Source organism: Streptomyces sp. NBC_00986 (assembly GCF_045162565.1).
Classification (GTDB): Bacteria; Actinomycetota; Actinomycetes; order Streptomycetales; family Streptomycetaceae; genus Streptomyces.
Genome location: NZ_CP108733.1, coordinates 558086 through 577268, shown reverse-complemented (window position 1 = coordinate 577268; position 19183 = coordinate 558086). Strand labels below are relative to the sequence as shown.

The window sequence follows — 19183 nt, the reverse complement described above, 5'->3', positions numbered from 1 at the left end:
CCGATGAGCGGAACCTCTCCACGACACCGCATCCGGGCGTGCGTACGGTCGCCGCGTGACTCTTACATTCGGTGATCTGGTGGAAGACGCGGACTGGGTTCCGATGGGCCTGGAGCAGCAGGGCCATCCCCAGTACTTCTGGAACGACGGCGGCCTGCTGCGGGACGCGCCCGTGGACTTCGCGGCGACGTTCGACGGGGCGATGTGGGTGACCACGAAGCCCATCGACGTACCGCACTTCAACCGCAACCCGCTGCGCGTACGGCCCGACTTCACGGTGCCCCGGCACCATCACAACGTCGACGAGATGCTGTTCGTCTTCGCCGGTGAGTACCACATCGAGCACTACGAGGCGGGCGAGCCGCAGACCGTGCGGGTGGGGCCGGGGGACGTCTTCCTCAGCCGGGCCGGCACGCCGTACACGATGACGGCGGGGCCCGAGGGTGTCACCTACATCGAGACCTGGCCCAAGCCGGTGCGGGAGCTGGAGACGTACTGGCACGACGTCGGCTGGGTCCGGCGGTAGGTGCTCGACATGATCGTGTCCCGGCCCCTGGGGGCCGGGACCACGGATCGGACGGGTCAGTCGGTCCAGAGGAACCGGTCGGCGACCCGGTGGTGGTTGTAGACGGTCATCTCCTGCTCCTCGCTCAGCCGGTGCCCGTCGAAGCTGGGGGAGTGCATGCCCACAGTCACCTCCTTGGCGTTCATCAGGTCCTGCGTGAAGATCTCGCCGAGGTCGGCCTCACGGAAGTCCTCGAAGAACTGGGGCTGGAAGTCCCGCTTCTTGCCGTAGTCGGCGACGGGGACCTGGTCCAGGCTGAAGATCTCGAACAGACAGCTGTCCGGGTCCAGGCCGTTCGGCCGCGCCCGGTAGCCGAAGACCGAACCCTGGTTGGGCAGCAGGATCGTGTTCGGGAACACGTTCCACGCCGTACCGGCCTCCGCCCACTGCTGGGGCGTGATCTCCGGCCAGTCGTAGCCCTCGGCGAGCGACAACTCCTTGTACAGCTGGAGGTAGTACTGACCGGCGGTCATCCCCTCCGGCACCTCCGCCGTCTTCAGCGCCTCGGCGGCCCGCCAGCTCCGCTCGTTCTCCAGGCCCCGCATGTCGTCGGCGATGTACTGCACGCTCAGCGCCACGCTGAGCCGTTCGTCGGTCACGCCCCCCGTGCCCCGGTTGGCCGGGTCCTTGGCGGTGTCCTTCTTCTTCGGGCCGACACTCGAATAGTGGGCGTGCCGCTCGTACACCGTCGTGGGCGCCCACATCCGGTTCTCGAGTTCCTTCATCGAGGCGATGTTCGTGTTCGACTTGTCGAAGCGGTAGAGCTGCGGATGCGTCCCCGCCACGTGATAGGCCTCGAGGAATCCGTCCAGCGCGGTCTTCCAATTGCACGGCAGCAGCACGCTCTTGTGCCATCGGTAGCGCATGTTCTCGAACTGGAACGGCGCGAAGATCCGCGGGATCGGGTCGAGGTATTCGAGGAGCGGTTTCGCGTCGGGGTCCATGTTGATGAACACGAACCCGCCCCACTGCTCCGCCCGTACCTGGACCAGGCCCAGGTCGTCGTCGGAACGCGGCACGAACTCCTCACGGTCGAGCACCAGCCTGATCGAACCGTCCAGGTTCCAACGCCAGCCGTGGAACGGGCAGATGAGCGAGCCGACCCGGCCCCGGCCCCGCGCCAGCCGTGTACCGCGATGCCGGCACGCGTTGAAATAGGCGCGGATCGAGTCCTTGCCCTCCCGCACGATCAGGATCGAATGACCACCGATCTCGTACTCGACGAAATTCCCGACGCCCGGCAGTTCCTCCAGACGGCAGGCCAGCAACCATGCCCGCGTGAACACCTTCTCCAGTTCCAACTTGAGGAACTCGGCATCCAGATAACGGCCCTTGGGCACGAACGCACGGGACAGCCGGTACTTCTCCGGGACCTTCTCGGCGGGCACATCGCCCTCGAACCACGGAACCCGACGGTCCACTCGGGGCTCAACCACTGCAGACACCGATCACCACTCCTCCACTCGACATGCGTGTACGGCTCCAGGCGGCCGCAAGGTGACGTCAGCCGGCGTCGGGGCCGGCGACCTCGGTCCCGTCGGCGCGCCGCACCACGTGGATGCAGTTGCCCGGGCACTCGTCGGCGGCGTCGATCACATCGAGACGCAGCCGCTCCGCCACATCGGCCTGCGCGCCCTCGGGCGTCAGCAGTTCCCCGTCGGCGGCGTTCTTGACGTAGGCCAGTCCGTCGCCACCGAACTCGAAGACATCGGGGGCGTACTGGGTGCACAGACCGTCACCCGTGCACAGTTTCTGATCGATCCACACCCGCACCTCATCGCTCACGCGTGTCACCCTCCTCGTCCCCGTGGACGCCGTGCCGTCATCGCGGTGGCGGTGAGAACGACTCTCCACTCGGCGTCCGGGGCCGTCCAACGGCCGTCCCATCAGCCGGGACCTGCGCGGACGGCGCTGCTCGGAGCCGTCCTACACTCAGCCGGCCGACCGTCCCGCCGAGCCGGGTCCCCGTCCGTCGTGCCCGTCGCCGTACCGCCGTCCGCGCGCCACAGCGCCGGAGTGCGCCCCGTCCACTCTCCCCAGGAGGCCGGCCCGTGGCCGAGACCGTGACCACAGACATCCTCATCGTCGGCGCCGGCCCGATCGGGCTCTACGGCGCCTACTGCGCGGGCTTCCGCGGACTGCGGACCGTCCTGGTCGACGCGTTGCCGCAGTGCGGCGGCCAGATCACCGCCCTCTACCCGGAGAAGGAGATCCGCGACATCGCCGCCGTCCCCGGCACCCGTGGCCGCGACGTCGTCACCGCCCTCAAGGACCAGGCCGACGCGTTCGGCCCGGCCTACCTCCTCGGCCGCCAGGCCGTCGACCTCACCCACACACCCGACGGGCGCCCCCAGGTCACCCTCGCCGACGGCACCACCGTCGACGCCGGAGCGGTCGTACTGACCGCCGGGATCGGCACGTTCACCCCGCGCACCCTCCCGGCCGGGGAGGAGTTCCTCGGGCGCGGGCTGAGCTACTTCGTCCCGGACCCGGCGGAGCACGCCGACCGTGACGTCCTCGTCGTCGGCGGCGGCGACAGCGCCGTCGACTGGGCCCTCGCCCTGCACCCGATCGCCCGCTCGGTGACCCTCGTGCACCGGCGCGGCACGTTCCGGGCCCACGCGGCCAGCGTGCGCGAACTGCACGCCTGCGGAGTCGACATCGTCACCAACGCCCAGGTCGAGACCCTCGCCGGCGACGACCTGCTGCGCCAGGCACACCTGCGGGTCGACGGGGAGGAGGAGGCCCGGGTGCTGAAGGTCGACGCGGTCGTGGCAGCCCTCGGCTTCATCAGCAACCTCGGACCACTGGCCGACTGGGGCGTCGAACTGGAGCGGCGCACGATCGTCGTCGACACCCGGATGCGTACGACGGTCGACCGGGTCTACGCGGCCGGCGACGTCACGGCGTACCCCGGCAAGGTGCGTCTGATGTCCGTCGGTTTCGGGGAGGTGGCGACCGCGGTCAACAACGCGGCCGTCGCCCTGGACCCCGCGCTGTCCCTGTTTCCCGGTCACTCGACCGAGTCCGCCTGAACGCCCGGCTCCCTCTCGAAGAGCCTTTCTCCGAGAGGGAGTTGAGGAGGTCCGGGCCTACCGGCTCTCGTCGGCCATGTCGACGGCGGCGATGTAGGAGAACGCCATCGACGAACCCACGGGACCGCCCGCGCCCGGGTAGATCCGGCCGGACATCGGGGCCATCGTGTTCCCCGACGCGTACAGACCGGAGATCACCGAACCGTCGGGCCGCAGCACGCGCGCGTGCTCGTCCGTCTTCAGGCCCCCCTTGGTCCCCAGGTCGGACAGCACGATCGTGGCCGCGTAGAAGGGCGGTTCGTCGATCACGCCCAGGCAGGGGTTTGGCCCGTCGGTGTGCGCCCCCGCCATGTGCGTGATCATCAGGTCCCAGGGATCCTCACCGCGGCCGAACTGCTCGTCCTTGCCGTTGCGGGCGTACCCGTTGAACTGCTCGACGCTTTCGGTCAGCGCACCCGCGGGCAGGCCGATCAGCCCCGCCAGTTCCTCCAGCGTGTCCGCCCGCTTCAGCACACCGGCGGCGAGGAACTTCTCGACGTCGAACCAGCCGGGCACCTGCGGTGCGACCGGCAGCCCCGCGAACGCCCGCTTGTTGTCGAGCTGGCGCCGGTCGAACACCCAGTGCGTGGGCAGGTGCGACACGTGCGAGGACCGGTGCGCCTTGAGCATCTCGTGACCTGCGCGGTCGTAGGGGAGACGTTCGTTGAGGTAGCGCTGTCCGGCGGCGTTGACCCAGATGCCGCTCCACACCGATGTGTAGAACACCGGGCGGGTGTCGGGTACGACGAGGCCCGGCGCGAACCACGACTCGTCGAGCAGGTCCGTCGCGGCGCCGATATCGATGCCCGCGGTGAGGGCGTCGCCGGTGTTGCCCTCGCAGCCCTGGGTCCACTCGTCGGTGACCCCGGGCTGGAACCGCTCACGCAGCGCGCCGTTCCGCTCGTAACCGCCGGCGGCGAGCAGGACGCCCCGCCGGGCACGGAAGGTCACCGGGCCGCCCTCGCTCAGGGCCTCGACCCCGACGACCGCGCCGTCCTCGACGATCAGGCGCTCCAGCGCGGTGTTCGTGCGCACGGTTCCGTTGCCGGTCTCCATGAACGCGAGCAGGGCGCGGCCGATGAGGGCCTGCCCGCCGATCATCTCCTGCGGGACCTCCACTCCCCAGCGCTCCGTCCACAGCGGCCTGCGCACCAGCGGCTCCAGGTCGCCGAGTTCGGACCGGTCGAGGTTCTCGGGGAAGACCGTGCGGCCCTGGGGCAGGCTCCCGGGGCGGCCCGCGAAGTAGTCGGGCACGCCCTGCCAGAAGAACCGGCCGAACCGCGGGTTCTTCTCCAACTCGTCGATCAGGGTCGGACCGGCCTGGAGGAAGGCCTCCCGCAGCGCGGCCGGCGAGTCGTCGCCGACGATCGCGTCGAGGTAAGGGCGGGCGACGTCGGGGCCGTCCTCGACGCCGGCCCGCTGCTCGGCCGCATTGCCCGGCAGCCAGATCCCGGCGCCCGAATAGGCCGTGGTCCCGCCGACGTACTCCGTCTTCTCGATCACCAGCGTGCGCAGCCCACGCGAGGCCGCGGCGTACGCGCCGACCAGCCCCGCGCCCGAGCCGACGACGATGACATCGTAGGAATCAGCTGTGCCTTCGCCGCTCATGGCGGTCCCTCTCGTGACGTTGTCGAGCATCGGACCGACACGGCCGGCTCATACGGAAGCGGACCGTGCCGGGATGGATCGGTGCACTCAGTCGCGGCCCGCGTTCGACGCCGTCTCAAGGTGCGCGAACCCCTGGGCGGCCTGCTCGTCGAGCTCCATGACCTCGACGAAGTGCCCCAGCTCGGCCGTCATGTCGAGGTACCCGAACCGGATGGCACCGCTGTCCCCGTACTGCTTCCACGACCTGCCGCTCGCGGTGACGATCGCGGACGCCTCGTCGAAGTCGTCGACGCGGAAGCCCAGATGATGCAGCGTCGCCGGCTCCCCGGGCCTGACGGCACCGCGGTAGAGGTCGACCATGCCGCCGACCGGGCGGATGATCTCCAGGTTGGTCGGACCGGCGTTGACCAGGGCGACATCGATGACCCACTCGTCGGCGGGCACCCCGTCCACCACGACGAAGGTGCCGCGCGGGGCGTCGGCACCGGCGGGCGGCAGGCCGCCGCCGAGCGACGACTTGAAGTGCTTGACGCACTCGACCGTCCCCAGCCTCGACTCCAGGAACGCGGCCGCGGCGTCGATGTCGTCGGTCACGTATCCGAGCTGCATGAAGTTGCGGAAGAGGTCACTCAACGATCGCACTCGGCACCCCTTTGTTGTGATCGGCCCGATCGGCTCCGGGGAACGACTGTCCCCCTGCCCTCCGCGGTCGTCCATCGCAAGTCCCACCAGACGGAATCGGCCGCGTGGGCACGGCTCCGGAGTGGCACGATGCGGCGATGACCACTTCGAGTGCGGGGACGGCGCCGGTGACCGTGGACCGGGCGGCGATCGAGCACCGGCTGATCACGATGCGCAAGTCGGTCGTACAACTCGACTCGCTCGGACGGCTGGACAGCGCGCGCCTGGCGGACGACCCGGGCACCGGACTGGCCGTCGAGCGCGTCCTGTCGCTCCTGAACGACCTCGCCTCCGCCATCAACCGGCATGTCTCCGAAGGGGTGTTGGGCGAGGCGCCGCCGCTCACACCCGCCGCCTCGTTCGGCGCGGCCGAACGGGCCGGGCTGATCGACGCCGAACTGGCGGCCGCCCTCGCGCCGGCGGACGGACCGCACCACGTCCTGGTGCAGCTGTGTCTGGACGCCGAACCGGAGGAGGTCGCCGCGGTCGTGTCCGCCGCGCGGGACGGCTACCGGGAGTACGTACGGCAGGTCACCGACTGGATCGGCGCGAGCCCGTCCGGCCGGGCGGTGTGAAAGTTCAAACGGCAGTGGCTACAGTGCGACCATGACCACCGCGCCACGCTGGCTGGATGCCGAGGAGATGCGGGCCTGGCTCGCCTACGTCGAGTTCTCCACGCTCCTGTCCGACCACCTGAACCGTCAGCTGCGGCGCGACGCGGGGATGACGCACTCCGACTACATCCTGCTCGCCCACCTCTCCTCGATTCCGCAGGGCAGGCTGACCATGTCGGAGCTGGCCGAGCGCCTCAAGATCACCCGGAGCCGGCTGACCCACGCCGTGACCCGCCTCCAGGAAGCCGGCTACCTGGACCGCCACGAGGACCCCGAGAACCGGCGCAGCCAGCTCGCCGTGCTCACCGCGCAGGGACGCGAGTTCCTCGAGCGCGCGGCCCCCGGCCACGTCGAGGCCGTACGCCGAGCGGTCTTCGACGCGCTCACACCCGAACAGGTACGCCAGTTCGCGGTGATCGGCGAGGCGATCAACGCGGCGCTCCATCGCGAGGAGGACGCCGGGGACGACCAGGAAGCGCTTCCCTGGCGTCGGCGGTAGGAGCGCGGGCAGACCTGAACTCGCCCCGCTAGCCCACGAGTTCGCGGATGAGCGCGGCCACCTGCTCCGTCTCGATCAGGAACCCGTCGTGGCCGTACGGTGACTCGATCACCCGGAGCCGGTCGGCGGCCGGGATCCCCGCCGCCAACTCGGCCTGCTGGTACGGCGGATAGAGCCGGTCGGAGTCGACTCCGGCGACCAGCGTCCGCGCGGTCACCCGGCGCAGCGCCGCGCGTGTGCCTCCGCGGTCGCGGCCGATGTCGTGGCTGTTCATGGCCTCGGAGAGGGTGACATAGCTGCCCGCGTCGAAACGGCGCACCAACTTGGCGGCGTGATGGTCGAGATACGACTCGACCTGGTACCGGCCGCCGTTCCACGGGTCCTCCGCACCCTGCGTCGTACGGCCGAAACGCACCGCCAACTCCGGTTCGCTGCGGTAGGTGACGTGAGCAAGGCGGCGGGCCAGACCGAGTCCCGCGTGGGGCCCCCGGCCGGAATCGTGGTAGTCGCCGCCGTGCCAGTGCGGGTCCGAACGGATCGCGTGGAGCTGGATGTCGGCCCACGCGATCTGCTCGGCGCTCGCGGCGGCGGTGGTGGCGAGCAGCAGAAGCGCGTCCGTCCGCTCCGGATATGACACGGCCCACTCCAGCGCGCGCATCCCGCCCATGGAGCCGCCGACCACCAACGCCCAACGCCCGATGCCGAGTTCATCCGCCAGACCTGCTTCTACGGCGACCTGGTCACGCTGGGTCAGGAAGGGGAAGCTCCCGCCCCAACTCCGGCCGCCGGGGCGGAGCGAGGACGGTCCGGTGCTGCCCTGACAGCCGCCGAGGACGTTCGGCGCGACGACGAACCACCGTTGCGTGTCGAGGACTTGACCGGGTCCGACGAGCGCGTCCCACCAGCCGGCGGTGGGGTGACCCGGCCCGGCGGGTCCGGCGACATGGCTGTCGCCGGTGAGCGCGTGCAGCACCAGCACGGCGTTCGAGCGGTCCGGCGTGAGTCGCCCCCAGGTCTCGAACGCCAGCCGCACACCGGGCAGTTCACCGCCCGCCTCCAGCGCCAGGGGCTTCTCCCGGGTGTGCCACTGGCGGCGCCCGGGCGGATCCCCCTCCCGCCAGGCCCCGGAGGCCGGCGGAAGGGGGACCGCTGACGGCATCGGTACGGTGCTCAGGACGCGCCCTTGGCCGCGCGGAACCCGGCCTCCAGGTCGGCCTTCAGATCGGCGAGGTTCTCGATGCCGACCGACAGCCGCACCAGCCCCGGCGAGGTGCCGGTCGCCGCCAACTGGGCCTCGTCCAGCTGACTGTGGGTCGTCGACGCGGGATGGATGATGAGACTGCGTACGTCCCCGATGTTGGCGAGATGACTGAACAGCTCGACCGCGTCCACGAACCGCTTGCCGGCCTCGACCCCGTCCCGCAGTTCGAAGGCCAGCACCGCTCCGGCGCCGCGCGGAAGGTAGCGCTGCCCCGCCTCGTACCAGCGGTTGGACTCAAGTCCCGGGTAGTGGACGGCGGCCACCTCGTCGCGCTGCTCCAACCACTCGGCCAATGCCTGCGCGTTCGACGAGTGCCGCTCGATGCGCAGGCTCAGCGTCTCGACGCCCTGGAGGAGCAGGAACGCGGAGTGCGGTGCGATCGCCGGGCCGAGGTCGCGCAGCAACTGCACGCGCAACTTGATGGCGAAGGCGCCCGGGCCGAGCGCCGGCCAGTACCGCAGGCCGTGGTAACTGGGGTCCGGCTCGCTGAAGTCGGGGAAGCGCTCGGCGTGCGCACCGAAGTCGAAGGTGCCGCCGTCGACCACGACACCGCCGATGGTCGTGCCGTGCCCGCCGAGGAACTTCGTCGCCGAGTGGACGACGATGTCGGCGCCGTGCTCGATCGGCCGCAGGAGGTACGGGGTCGGCACAGTGTTGTCGACGATCAGCGGCACCCCTGCCGCGTGCGCGACATCGGCGACCCCTCGTACGTCGAGGACGTTGCCGCGCGGATTGCCGAGCGTCTCCGCGAACAGGGCCTTCGTGTTCGGCCGGACCGCCGCCCGCCAGGCGTCCAGGTCGTCCGGGTCGTCGACGAAGGACACCTCGATACCGAACTTCGGCAGCGTGTGCCGGAACAGGTTGTACGTGCCGCCGTACAGGGAGGTGCTGGAGACGAGGTGGTCGCCCGCGGACGCCAGGGTCAGGATCGCGAGGGTCTCCGCGGCCTGCCCGGAGGCGAGGGCCACCGCGGCGACTCCACCCTCCAGGGCGGCGACGCGCTGCTCGAAGACGTCCTGGGTGGGGTTGTGGATCCGGGTGTAGATGTTGCCGGGCTCGGCCAGCGCGAACAGGTCCGCGGCGTGCTGGGTGTCGCGGAACACGAACGAGCTGGTCTGGTAGATCGGCGTCGCCCGCGCCCCTGTCGTCGGGTCCGGCGCGGCACCGGCGTGGATCTGCTTGGTCTCGAACGACCAGGCCGAGGTGTCCGGACCTGCGGGCTCGTCCTCGGGCGTGTGACCCCCGGTGACGGAGTCGATGGGCTGGCTCATGGTTCTCCCTTGTGCGGCGTGCGTGTGCGGGGTGCGGGGTGCGTGAGGTCGGTCAAGGACCGCAGGACTGTGCACCGCGCCCGGGCGGGGCGGCGGACGGCGGGGTGCGGCGCGGAGGAGAAAGGGGAGCGGGACGTCAGCTCACGGCGGAACACGCCGTGGTGGTGACACGCACGTAGTCGACGTGGCGGCGGGTCACGAGCACGGTCATGCAGTGAGAGAACCACAGCCGGTGGCCGGGAACCAGCGTGACGTGGGGAGTTGAAACACGACTGCCACAACCACGCCGGCCCCCGGCACGGATCACGCGGTGGACGCGAGCACCGCCGTACGGCCGCCCAACGCGCGCGAGAAGTGATCCGTGACCTGCTCCAGCGCCGTGGCGGCGGCGGGCGCCACGGTCAGCGTGCCGTCCTCGCCGACCGCGATGTCCTTGTCGAGCGTGAACCAGCCCGGCACGATGTGCGACGGCCCCATGGAACTCAGCACCGGACGCAACGCGTAGTCGATCGCCAGCACATGGGCCGTGCTGCCGCCGGTGGCCAGCGGCAGCACCGTCTTGCCGGTCAGCGCGTACTGCGGGAGCAGGTCGAGCAGCGACTTCAACAGGCCCGAGTACGCGGCCTTGTAGACCGGCGTACCGATCACCACCCCGTCCGCCTGCTCGAACAGCGCCGTGGCGGCGGCGATCGCCGGATGCCCGAAGTCGGCACCCAGCAACGCCTGCGCGGGCAGCGTGCGCACCTCCAGCGGGGTCACGTCATGGCCCTGGAGACGGAGCCGGTCGTCCAGGTGACGCAGGAGTCGGGTGGTGCGGGAGGTGGGGGAGGGGCTGCCGGAGACGGACAGGATCGAGGCCATGACGGGACCTTTCGAGGTCGGGTTCAGACGGAGTACCGGGTGGGCGTCGGCGTGCTCACCAGGCGCTCGACCGCACCGTGATCAGCGGCCGTAGTTCGTTGCGCAGGGTCTCCAGGAAGGTGACGACCTCGGCGGCCACCGACCGGTGCTGGAGGTCGTTGAGAACATCGTGGTGAGCACCGTGCACGACCGAAAGGCGGGCCCGGGCAAGGGACTTGGCGGTGTGCGCGAGTGCCTCGTGGTCCGCGAGGGGGTCGGAGTCGCCGACGAGCAGCAGCGCCGGCACGGCGGCCTCACTGCCGTAGGCGGCGGCGAGCACGGCCTCCGGGACCGCGTCGTCGAGCGAGCCGCGCCGCACCTCGGCGTCCTGGGTGAGGAGGCCTCGGTGGGCGGGGCAGGAGGTGCGGACGTCGAGTTCCTCGTCCCACGTGCCGGCGGTGGCGGCGGGGGCCCGGCCGGGAAGGCCCGCGAGGACCACGGCGTCGGGCCGGGCGTCTGACTCGTGACCGAGCAGTGCGGCCACGGCGGCGGCGCCCGAGTCGGCGCCGACGAGGACGAGGGGTCGTACGACACCGTCGTCGGCGGTCGTGTCCTCGGCGGCGGTGGTGATGCGGGCGGCGAGGGCGGTCAGGTCCTCGGTGTCGAGGTCGGGGGCGTCGATGACGCGGACCCGGTAGGCGTCGGCGGCGAGGCGCCTGCCGAAGCGGGCGTAGGTCGCCCGGGTCTCGCCGCGGCCGGGTACGACGAGGACCGTGCCCCGGACGAGGAGGCCCTCGGGGCCGAAGTAGTCGCTGTACTGGGTCATGTCACACTCCTGCGGATGCGGGTTCGGCCGCCCGCGCGGGCTTCCAGCCCAGCGCGGGTGCCACTTCGGTCGCGATGAGTTCGAGGGCGCGGACGGCGGCGTCGTGGTCGGGGACGGCGGGGTTGAACTGGGTGATCAGGTCCGTCGCGACGGGCAGCACCCGCTCCTGCCCGAGCGCCGCGACGATCTCGTCGGGATGGCCGTAGAAGGAGTGGAAGCGCCGCAGCGCCTCGTCCTGGTCGAGGCCCTCGGGGAACGCGCCGTGCTCCGCCATGCGCAGCGCCGCCCGGTGGACGTCGTCGCCGACTGCCGCGAGCGCGGTGCGCCGGTCCTTGGCCGGGAACACGAAACGCGAGAGGCCGATGCGTGGCCGGTGCGGCCGGTCCCAGGCGGCCAAGTAGGCGTCCGCCCAAGGGCGTTGCACCTCGTCGGTGGGGGCGTCGAAGCCGTAGGCCGCCCGGTTGAGCAGCAGGTTCGAACCGTTCCGTGCCACGTACTGGGCACCCTGCGCGCTGAACACCCCTTGCCAGACACGGGTGGTGAAGTCGCCGGGCCGGGGCTGGATGCGGAAGCCGGGCGTGCCCACCTCGTGGCGGTCCAGGGCCTGGCGCACGATGTCGAGGTTCTCGCTGGTGAGTTGACGCTTGCGGGCCACGTCCTTGCCGAACGCCGCGTACTCCACCGCGCTCGATCCGCTGCCCGCGCCGAACTCCACGCGGCCCCCGCTGAGCGTGTCGACGGTGGCGATGTCCTCGGCGAGCCGGACCGGGTCCTCCAGCGGGAGCACGGTGATGGCGGTGCCGAGCCGGATGCGGGTGGTGCGGGCCGCCGCGTGGGCGAGGAAGGTCCACGGTGAGGACAGCCCGCCCCCGCCGAGGGAGACGTGGTGCTGGGCGACCCAGCCGACGTCGAAGCCCAACTCGTCGGCCACGACGAAGAGTTCCTGGGCGTTGCGGTAGGTGCGGGCGATGTCGTCGTCGCGGCCCTGGACGTGGGTGAGGAAACCGAGCCGGAAGCGTGGTCTCTCGCTCGTCATGGGATGGCCTTTCGGTGTCAGGCTGCGGTGGTGACGGGAACCGGTGCGGGTTCGGCCGCCGCCCCGGCGTGCCCCAGCACCTGGTCGAGCACGGCGGCGGCGCCCGCGTCGGGCAGCCGGGTGCCGCGCCAGACGACGTGCTGGTCGGGGCGGATCAGGACGTTGGCCGTGCCGTAGACCGCCCGTGCCGCCGGGTCGGTGAGGTGGACGACCGTGAACGGCAGGGAACGGGCGGCGGCTTCGGCGGCGAAGGCCCTCTCGACGGTCCGGTCGCCGGTGAGGACGAGCAGGCCGAAGGAGGTGCCGAGGCGGTCGTAGAGCGTTCCGCCGCTCGGGTCGACGGGACCGTCCGGCGCGCGGTGGCCCGGCCGCGGGTCGTCCTCGTAGACGTCGGCGCGCCAGGGCCGTTCGGCGTCGAGCTGGCCGGGTTCGTACCGGACGACCGCCGAGGCGTCGTACCGCTCGTCGAAGGCCACCCCGTCACTGCCGAAGCGGTCCCGGCGCAGCCGCGCGCCGATCTCGGCTCGGCGTCGTACCGCGGCCTCGCCGAGGTCCGCGTCGTCGGGAATGCCGCCGGCCCGGATCTCGGCGAGGGTGGCCTGCGAGCGCCGCGCGCGCTCCAACGCGTGCTCGGCGACACGCCAGTTGTGCGGGCGGCGCTCCTGGTCGTAGGAGTCGAGCAGGCTCGGCGGGGCCTGACCGCCGAGCACCGCCGCGAGCTTCCAGCCCAGGTTGACGACGTCGCCGATGCCCTCGCCGAGGTTGCCTCCGGGCGTGCGGACATGGGCGGCGTCACCGGCCAGCAGGATCCGGCCGCGGCGGAACGTCTCCGCGATCCGGGTGGCGTGGTAGAAGGTCGTCGCGGACACCAGCTCAAGGTCGATGTCCAGGCCGAACGCGGCCCGCCCGACGTCCAGCAACTCGCCCTCGGTGGGCTCGTGTTCGAGCGGGTACGGCCCGGCGTACACCCGCCACTCCCGCGCGCTCACGGCGGCCAGGAAGCCGGCGGCGCGGGCGTTGACGACGATGTTCGTCGCGCTCGGCGCGGGCCCCACCCGGTCCGCGATGTCGCCGGTGCGCACGATGAGACGCAGCCGCTTCTCGGTGGCGTGCTCGCCCGTACGGCCGATGCCGGCCAGGCGACGGGTGGTGCTGCTGCCTCCGTCGGTGCCCAGGACGTAGGCGGCACGGATGGTCCGTGAACGGCCGGAGCCGACCTCCATCACTTCCGCGTCGACGCCGTCCGCGTCCTCGCGCAGACCGGTCAGTTCCCAGCCGCCGGACACGCTGACGCCCTGTTCCGTCAGGTGGTCGAGGAACACCCGCTGGAACACGGTCTGCGGGCGGCGCAGCGCCTCGTCCGCGGAGTGCCCGGCGGCAGTGCCCCTGGCGGTGAACGACGGGGCGGGCACCGGCACCAGCTCGTGCCCGGCGAGGGAGGTGAGCAGCCGGGTGCCCCGGTGCCATTCCGGCGGGTACGTCCACGCGTCCCGGACGCGCTGGAGCAGTCCCCAGCGCCGCAGATGCTCCACGACACGCGGGGTGTGGCCCATCGCGCCGGCCCGCACCAGGGTCGCGGCCGGTGCGCGCTCCACGACGGCGACCTCGACGCCCCGCGAGGTCAGTTCCACGGCCGCCGCCAGGCCGACCGGGCCGGCACCGACGACGAGGACGTCGACGGTCGCCGGGGGAGCGGTGGCGGGGAAGCGGACGGTGTGGACGTCGCGGCCCCCCGTCGCCGACAGTTCGGTCATCGCGAGGCCCCTGTCAGTTCGGTCATCGCGCGGCCCTCAGTCGTTCACGAGCTGGCGCTCGCGGGAGTGACGGTTGGCCGGGACCGGCAGACCGAGGTTGCCGCGCAGGGTGTCGGACGTGTACTCGGTGCGGAACAGGCCGCGCTTCTGCAGGAGCGGGACGACGCTGTCGACGAAGTAGTTCAGCTCCTCCTCGGTGCGGAAGGCGAGGTTGAAGCCGTCGAGGGCGCGCGCGTCGAACCACTGCTGGATGGTGTCGGCCACCGTCCGCGGGTCCCCGACGAACGGCGACTGACGGAACTGGTTGACGGACTCCGCCACTTGACGCAGTGTCAGACCCTCGGCCCTGGCCCGCGCGATGAGCTGCGTGGCACCCGTGCGGCCGCCCTTCTCGGCGAGGTGGGCGACATCCGGGAAGGGCGCGTCCAGGTCGTGCACGCTGAAGTCGTACGCCCCGAAGGACCGGCCCAGCAGCGCCAGGTTGCGGCCGAAGTCGTCGTCCTCCTCGAAGATCTCCCGCTCGCGGCGGCGGGCCGCCTCGTCGGTGGCGGCGACGACCGGGCCGCCGTGGATGAGGATCTTGACGTGCTCGGGGTCGCGTCCGTAGGCGGCCGCGCGCTTCTTGACGTCGGCGTAGTAGTCGCGCGCCGACTCCAGGGTGCCCCCGGGCGCGAAGATGCCCTCGGCGACCTGCGCGGCGAGATCACGGCCCTCCTCGGACACCCCGGCCTGGAAGATCACCGGCTGGCCCTGCGGGGAGCGGGAGAGGTTCAGCGGGCCCGCGATCTTGAAGTGCTCGCCCGCGTGGTCGAGTTCGTGCAGCTTCGCCGGGTCGAGGAACACGCCACGCTCGACGTCCGCCGGGAACGCGTCGTCCTCGTAGGAGTCCCACAGCCCCCGAGCCACCTGCACGAACTCCAGGGCACGGCCGTAGCGGGTGGCGTAGTCGAGGTGCTCGTCGAGCCCGAAGTTCCGCGCGGTGCCGGTGTCGAAGCTGGTCACCACGTTCCAGCCGGCCCGCCCGCCGCTGATGTGGTCGAGCGAGGCGAAGCGGCGGGCCAGGTTGAAGGGCGAGTTGTACGTCGAACTCGCCGTGCCCACCAGGCCGAGGTGCTTGGTGTGGGTGGCGACGGCCGACAACAGGGTCAGCGGCTCCAGGCGGTTGAGATAGTGCGCCGGGTAGGTGGAGTTGATGAACTGGCTGTCGACGATGAACAGGGCGTCGAACAGGGCGTGTTCGGCCGCCTGCGCCAGCCGGATGTAGTAGTTGATGTCGATGCTGGCGTTCTTCGCGACACGCGGGTCCTTCCACAGACCGTGCTGGCCGGGACCGCCGACACCGTAGGGGTGCAGGGCGAGGTGAAGCGTGCGGGACATGGCTGTTCCTGTTCTGTCAGCGGGAGTTCAGGGGGAGGTGACGGAGTGTCAGGCATGCAGGAGGGCGCGCAGGGCCTCGCGTTCGGCCCGGTCCGCCGCCGCGCTGTGCAGCGTGGGTGCGGAGCTCACGAGCAGGCGCGTGTAGGGATGCTGCGGCTGGTTGATGACGTCGGCGGTGGCGCCGACCTCGACCAACTCGCCCTGGTACAGCACGGCGATACGGTCCGCGACCCCGGCGACGGACCCGAGGTCGTGGGAGATGAAGACGAGGGCGACGCCGTCGGCGCGGAGTTCCTTGAGGATCTGCAGGATCTGGACGCGGTTGGCGGAGTCGAGCGCGCTGACCGGCTCGTCGAGGATGACGAGCCGCGGTTCGGTCACCAACGCCCGTGCCACCGCGACCCGTTGACGCTGACCACCGGACAACTCGCCGGGCAGCCGGTCGAGTAGCTCGGCGGAGAGCCGTACCCGGTCGAGGAACGCGCGCACCCGGGTCGCCGCCTCCTGCCTGGACACGCCCTGGATGAGCAGGGGTTCGGCCAGGGACGCCTCGACCGTCACGTCCGGGTCGAGGCTGCGCAGCGGGTCCTGGAAGACGTACTGGATCACACCCCGGCGCCGCAGCGCACGCCACTGGCGATGGCCGTACGCGCTCACCTCCTCGCCGTCGATCACGATCGACCCCGCCGAGGCGCGTACCAGGCCGAGCACGGCCCGCGCGAGCGTCGACTTGCCGGAGCCCGTCTCGCCGATGATGCCGACGGTCTCGCCCGGGGCGATGCTCAGGGAGACCCGGTTCAGGGCCTGGCGGCGGCGCCGGCGGAGGCCGTAGTGCACCTCCAAGCCGGTGACGTCCAGGACGGGTCGGGCGGCCTGCGACGCCGGGCTGTCGGTGCTCACGCGTCCTCCTCTACGGCGACTGCGGCCTCGGTGGCATCGGCGGCGAGGAACTTGTCCAGGCCGTACTGCTCGTGCTCGGCGATCAGCAGCCGGGTGTATTCGTGCTGCGGGTTGTGCAACACCTCGTGGGTCGGGCCCTGTTCGACCACCTCGCCCTGCCGCATGACGAGCACCTCGTCGCAGAGCTGGGCGACGACGGCCAGGTCGTGGGAGACCAGGACGAGGGCGAGGCCGGTGCGTTCGCGCAGGTCGGCCAGCAGGTCGAGGATCTCGGCCTGGACGGTGACGTCGAGCGCGGTGGTGGCCTCGTCGGCGATGAGGATGCGCGGGTCGGCGGCGATCGCGGCGGCGATGAGGACGCGTTGGAGCATGCCGCCGGAGAGTTCGTAGGTGTACTGGGTGTAGACCAGTTCCGGGTCGCGCAGATGCACCGCGTGGAGCAGCTCGATCGCCTGGCGGCGCGCCGCGCGTCGCTTCAGGCCCTTCTTGACCTTGAGGACCTCGGTGATCTGCGCGCCGACGCGGATCGAGGGGTTGAGGTAGGACGCCGGGTCCTGGAAGACCGCGCTGATCGTGGCACCGCGAAGTGCCGTCCACTGTGCCGACGAGAGGCCGGAGATGTCCTGGCCGTCGATCTCGATCGAGCCGCCGGTCACCTCGAAGTGGGCGGGCAGGATACCCAGGGTGGCCCGGCAGGTGAGGGTCTTGCCGCTGCCGGACTCGCCGACGATGCCGACGGCCCTGCCGGGCGTGAGCGTGAAGTCGACGCCGTGGACGATCTCCTGTCCTGCGGCCCGGTCGCTGATGCGCACGTCGCGTACGGACAGAACGGGCGTCGACGGCACCGCCGCCGGGCGGACGGGTTCCGCCGCACTCGAGGCCGCGGGCTGGGTCAGGACCTTCGTGGAGAGACTGGCCATCACGCACCTCCGGCGTGCACGTGAGCGAGGTCGGCAGCGGAGCCGGAGTCGGTCCCGGCCAGGCGATTGGCGCGCGCCTTGCGGTTGTTGACGAGGGCGCGACCCGCCTCGCCGGAGACGTCCCGGATGGCGTCGGCGAGGAGGTTGCAGGCCCAGACGGTGATCATGATCAGCAGGGCGGGGGTGAGCGGTGCCCACGGCTTCTGGGTGAGGTAGCCGAGGTCCGAGGCGAGCAGTCCGCCCCAGGTGGGTGCGGGCGGCTGGACGCCGATCCCCAGGAAGGTCAGCGTCGAGACGATGACGAAGCCGACCCCGATGGTCTGCGCGAGGGCCACCGCGATCGGCGGCAGCACCTTGACCCAGACGTGCCGGCGGACGACCCACCCGATCGACGCGCCGGAGATCAACGCGGCCTCCACGTACGGCGATCGGGCCACCGCCAGCGTGGCGGCCCGGGCCACGCGGTAGAACAGTGGGGACACCAGCACCCCCGTGACCAGCATCGCCTGTGTGATGCCGTTGCCGAGCAGCGCGACCACCGCGACGGCGAACAGCAGGAACGGCAGGGCGACCAGCGTGTCGGTCAGCCGGAGCGTTATCCACTCGAAGACCCGGCCGAAGTACACCGACAGGATGCCGGGGATCGCTCCGACTCCCAGTGCGGTGAGGGCGACTTCGAGCGAGCCGAGCACGCTGACCCGCGAGCCGTCGAGCAGTCGGCTCAGGACGTCGCGGCCGAGGTAGTCGGTGCCGAGCCAGTGCGCGCCCGAGGCGTCGGCGAGCGTGTCGGAGCTGGTGGCGAGCGGGTTGTCGGGCGCGATGAACGGCCCGAGGACGGCGAGCAGGGCGATCACGGTCAGGATCACCAGGGCGATCCGGCCGGACGTCAGGGAGAGCACGCGGCGCACCATGGTCACACCCCCCGCTGGGACGCCGGCGTCACACGCGCCAGCACCAGGTTGACGATCAGGTTGAAGACGACGACCAGGACGATCGACACCACCAGGACCCCCTGCACGGCCGGTACGTCACCGGCCTGTGCGGAGTCGTTCGCGAACCGGCCGAACCCCTGGAGTCCGAAGATCCACTCGGTGACGACGGAGGCGCCGACCAGCGTGGGGAACTTCAGGCCGAGCGTGGCGAGCGCCGGGCCGAGCCCGTTGCGCAGCACATGGCCGAAGAAGATCCGCCGCGGACTGAGCCCCCGTACGACCGCGCCCGTCACGTAGTTCTCGCGATAGGCCGCGATGAGACTCGTGCGGAGTTGACGGGCGACGTCGGCGACGACGTCGAAGCTCAACGCGACGGCGGGCAGGGTGATATGGGCGAGCCAGGGCCCGACCCCCTGCGCCGCCGGGACGTAACCGGCGGACGGGAACACATGCAGTCCGACCGCGAACACCGCGACCAGCACGATGCCGACGACGAAGGCAGGCATCACCGAGATCACCGTGACGAAGCCCGTGATCGCGCGGTCGATCCAGGTCGTACGGCGCAGCGCGGCGAGCGTGCCGAGGCCGAAGCCCGCTACCACGCCGATGATCAGCGCGAAGAACGCCACCGACAGACTCACACCCAGGCCGAGACCGATGAGGGTGGAGATGTCGGCGCCGTTGGTCCAGCTGGTGCCGAGCTGCCCGTGCAGGACCCCGCCCAGCCAGTCCACGTACTGGACGAGGAAGGGCCGGTTGAGGCCCCAGTGCGCCTCGACTCTGGCTACCGCTTCGGGAGTTGCTTCCTCGCCCAGCTGGATCCGCGCCGGGCTGAGCCCGCTCAGTGACCGCAGCGCGAACGTCACGAACGTCGCGACCAGGAACACGGGCACGAAGATCGCGATCGACCGGGCGAGGGTGACCAGGACGCGGCCCACGGTGTGCCGCGTCCCGGTCGTGGCGGCCCGGTGACGGACGTCGGGTGGTGTGGCCGGTGCCTCCGTCGTCGTCATGGCTTGCCCCCT

General features: G+C 71.2%; 19 protein-coding genes. 4 read left to right on the top strand and 15 right to left on the bottom strand.

Going from position 1 to position 19183, the window contains the following annotated elements:
- Positions 1 to 55: 55 nt before the first annotated feature.
- Positions 56 to 526 (top strand): cupin domain-containing protein, encoded by a 471-nt coding sequence (locus OG504_RS02445; RefSeq protein ID WP_405988167.1) that lies wholly within the window; start codon positions 56 to 58, stop codon positions 524 to 526.
- A 56-nt stretch (positions 527 to 582) separates the two neighbouring features.
- On the opposite strand, the gene OG504_RS02440 is transcribed toward OG504_RS02445, so the two are convergent.
- Entirely contained in the window at positions 583 to 2010 is a 1428-nt protein-coding gene (locus tag OG504_RS02440; RefSeq protein WP_405988166.1) for an SRPBCC family protein, read from the bottom strand.
- Between the two features lie 58 nt (positions 2011 to 2068).
- Positions 2069 to 2350, bottom strand: coding sequence for a ferredoxin (locus OG504_RS02435; RefSeq protein WP_405988165.1), 282 nt, complete (start codon positions 2348 to 2350; stop codon positions 2069 to 2071).
- A gap of 266 nt (positions 2351 to 2616) precedes the next feature.
- On the opposite strand from OG504_RS02435, the gene OG504_RS02430 reads away from it, so the two are divergent.
- Positions 2617 to 3600, top strand: coding sequence for an NAD(P)/FAD-dependent oxidoreductase (locus OG504_RS02430; protein WP_405988164.1), 984 nt, complete (start codon positions 2617 to 2619; stop codon positions 3598 to 3600).
- A gap of 57 nt (positions 3601 to 3657) precedes the next feature.
- Here the strand turns inward: OG504_RS02430 and OG504_RS02425 are convergent, their stop codons facing one another.
- On the bottom strand, positions 3658 to 5247 hold the full coding sequence (locus OG504_RS02425) for an FAD-dependent oxidoreductase (protein ID WP_405988163.1): 1590 nt from the start codon (positions 5245 to 5247) through the stop codon (positions 3658 to 3660).
- 87 nt (positions 5248 to 5334) lie between these two features.
- Entirely contained in the window at positions 5335 to 5889 is a 555-nt protein-coding gene (locus OG504_RS02420; protein ID WP_405988162.1) for a VOC family protein, read from the bottom strand.
- 137 nt (positions 5890 to 6026) lie between these two features.
- Between OG504_RS02420 and OG504_RS02415 the strand changes: the two genes are divergently transcribed.
- Both OG504_RS02415 and OG504_RS02410 read left to right on the top strand, forming a co-directional pair.
- Entirely contained in the window at positions 6027 to 6503 is a 477-nt protein-coding gene (locus tag OG504_RS02415; protein WP_405988161.1) for a hypothetical protein, read from the top strand.
- A gap of 31 nt (positions 6504 to 6534) precedes the next feature.
- Positions 6535 to 7041, top strand: coding sequence for a MarR family winged helix-turn-helix transcriptional regulator (locus OG504_RS02410; RefSeq protein WP_405988160.1), 507 nt, complete (start codon positions 6535 to 6537; stop codon positions 7039 to 7041).
- Positions 7042 to 7069: 28 nt separating this feature from the next.
- Here OG504_RS02410 and OG504_RS02405 read toward each other — a convergent pair whose 3' ends face one another.
- The 11 genes from OG504_RS02405 to OG504_RS02355 all read right to left on the bottom strand — a co-directional run bounded on the left by OG504_RS02405 (position 7070) and on the right by OG504_RS02355 (position 19171).
- Complete coding sequence (locus OG504_RS02405) at positions 7070 to 8200, bottom strand: homoserine O-acetyltransferase (protein ID WP_405988159.1); 1131 nt, start codon at positions 8198 to 8200, stop codon at positions 7070 to 7072.
- 11 nt (positions 8201 to 8211) lie between these two features.
- Entirely contained in the window at positions 8212 to 9573 is a 1362-nt protein-coding gene (locus OG504_RS02400) for a bifunctional o-acetylhomoserine/o-acetylserine sulfhydrylase (protein ID WP_405988158.1), read from the bottom strand.
- Between the two features lie 303 nt (positions 9574 to 9876).
- A complete protein-coding gene (gene ssuE / locus OG504_RS02395; RefSeq protein WP_405988157.1) occupies positions 9877 to 10434 on the bottom strand; it encodes an NADPH-dependent FMN reductase in 558 nt (185 codons plus the stop codon).
- A gap of 55 nt (positions 10435 to 10489) precedes the next feature.
- Complete coding sequence (locus OG504_RS02390; protein WP_405988156.1) at positions 10490 to 11239, bottom strand: alpha/beta hydrolase; 750 nt, start codon at positions 11237 to 11239, stop codon at positions 10490 to 10492.
- Position 11240: 1 nt separating this feature from the next.
- On the bottom strand, positions 11241 to 12275 hold the full coding sequence (locus OG504_RS02385; RefSeq protein ID WP_405988155.1) for an LLM class flavin-dependent oxidoreductase: 1035 nt from the start codon (positions 12273 to 12275) through the stop codon (positions 11241 to 11243).
- A gap of 17 nt (positions 12276 to 12292) precedes the next feature.
- A complete protein-coding gene (locus OG504_RS02380) occupies positions 12293 to 14029 on the bottom strand; it encodes an FAD-dependent oxidoreductase (protein WP_405988154.1) in 1737 nt (578 codons plus the stop codon).
- 36 nt (positions 14030 to 14065) lie between these two features.
- Entirely contained in the window at positions 14066 to 15406 is a 1341-nt protein-coding gene (locus OG504_RS02375) for an LLM class flavin-dependent oxidoreductase (RefSeq protein WP_405988153.1), read from the bottom strand.
- Between the two features lie 48 nt (positions 15407 to 15454).
- Positions 15455 to 16306 carry an ABC transporter ATP-binding protein gene (locus OG504_RS02370; RefSeq protein WP_405988152.1) on the bottom strand — a complete coding sequence of 284 codons (852 nt, stop codon included), beginning with the start codon at positions 16304 to 16306 and terminating at the stop codon, positions 15455 to 15457.
- Positions 16303 to 17226 (bottom strand): ABC transporter ATP-binding protein, encoded by a 924-nt coding sequence (locus OG504_RS02365; RefSeq protein WP_405988151.1) that lies wholly within the window; start codon positions 17224 to 17226, stop codon positions 16303 to 16305. Before OG504_RS02365 ends, OG504_RS02370 begins: the two co-directional genes overlap by 4 nt.
- Positions 17226 to 18137, bottom strand: coding sequence for an ABC transporter permease (locus tag OG504_RS02360; RefSeq protein WP_405988150.1), 912 nt, complete (start codon positions 18135 to 18137; stop codon positions 17226 to 17228). The genes OG504_RS02365 and OG504_RS02360 overlap by 1 nt, the downstream gene beginning before the upstream one ends.
- 2 nt (positions 18138 to 18139) lie before the next feature.
- A complete protein-coding gene (locus tag OG504_RS02355) occupies positions 18140 to 19171 on the bottom strand; it encodes an ABC transporter permease (protein WP_405988149.1) in 1032 nt (343 codons plus the stop codon).
- Between the last annotated feature and the right edge of the window lie 12 nt (positions 19172 to 19183).

Excerpts from the sequence above, each read along its gene's own strand:
- OG504_RS02410 (WP_405988160.1), top strand. The coding sequence starts at position 6,535 with ATGACCACCGCGCCACGCTGGCTGGATGCCGAGGAGATGCGGGCCTGG.
- OG504_RS02365 (WP_405988151.1), bottom strand. The coding sequence starts at position 17,226 with ATGGCCAGTCTCTCCACGAAGGTCCTGACCCAGCCCGCGGCCTCGAGT.
- OG504_RS02385 (WP_405988155.1), bottom strand. The coding sequence starts at position 12,275 with ATGACGAGCGAGAGACCACGCTTCCGGCTCGGTTTCCTCACCCACGTC.
- OG504_RS02390 (WP_405988156.1), bottom strand. The coding sequence starts at position 11,239 with ATGACCCAGTACAGCGACTACTTCGGCCCCGAGGGCCTCCTCGTCCGG.
- ssuE (WP_405988157.1), bottom strand. The coding sequence starts at position 10,434 with ATGGCCTCGATCCTGTCCGTCTCCGGCAGCCCCTCCCCCACCTCCCGC.
- OG504_RS02415 (WP_405988161.1), top strand. The coding sequence starts at position 6,027 with ATGACCACTTCGAGTGCGGGGACGGCGCCGGTGACCGTGGACCGGGCG.
- OG504_RS02380 (WP_405988154.1), bottom strand. The coding sequence starts at position 14,029 with ATGACCGAACTGTCGGCGACGGGGGGCCGCGACGTCCACACCGTCCGC.
- OG504_RS02355 (WP_405988149.1), bottom strand. The coding sequence starts at position 19,171 with ATGACGACGACGGAGGCACCGGCCACACCACCCGACGTCCGTCACCGG.
- OG504_RS02405 (WP_405988159.1), bottom strand. The coding sequence starts at position 8,200 with ATGCCGTCAGCGGTCCCCCTTCCGCCGGCCTCCGGGGCCTGGCGGGAG.
- OG504_RS02375 (WP_405988153.1), bottom strand. The coding sequence starts at position 15,406 with ATGTCCCGCACGCTTCACCTCGCCCTGCACCCCTACGGTGTCGGCGGT.
- OG504_RS02360 (WP_405988150.1), bottom strand. The coding sequence starts at position 18,137 with ATGGTGCGCCGCGTGCTCTCCCTGACGTCCGGCCGGATCGCCCTGGTG.
- OG504_RS02425 (WP_405988163.1), bottom strand. The coding sequence starts at position 5,247 with ATGAGCGGCGAAGGCACAGCTGATTCCTACGATGTCATCGTCGTCGGC.
- OG504_RS02400 (WP_405988158.1), bottom strand. The coding sequence starts at position 9,573 with ATGAGCCAGCCCATCGACTCCGTCACCGGGGGTCACACGCCCGAGGAC.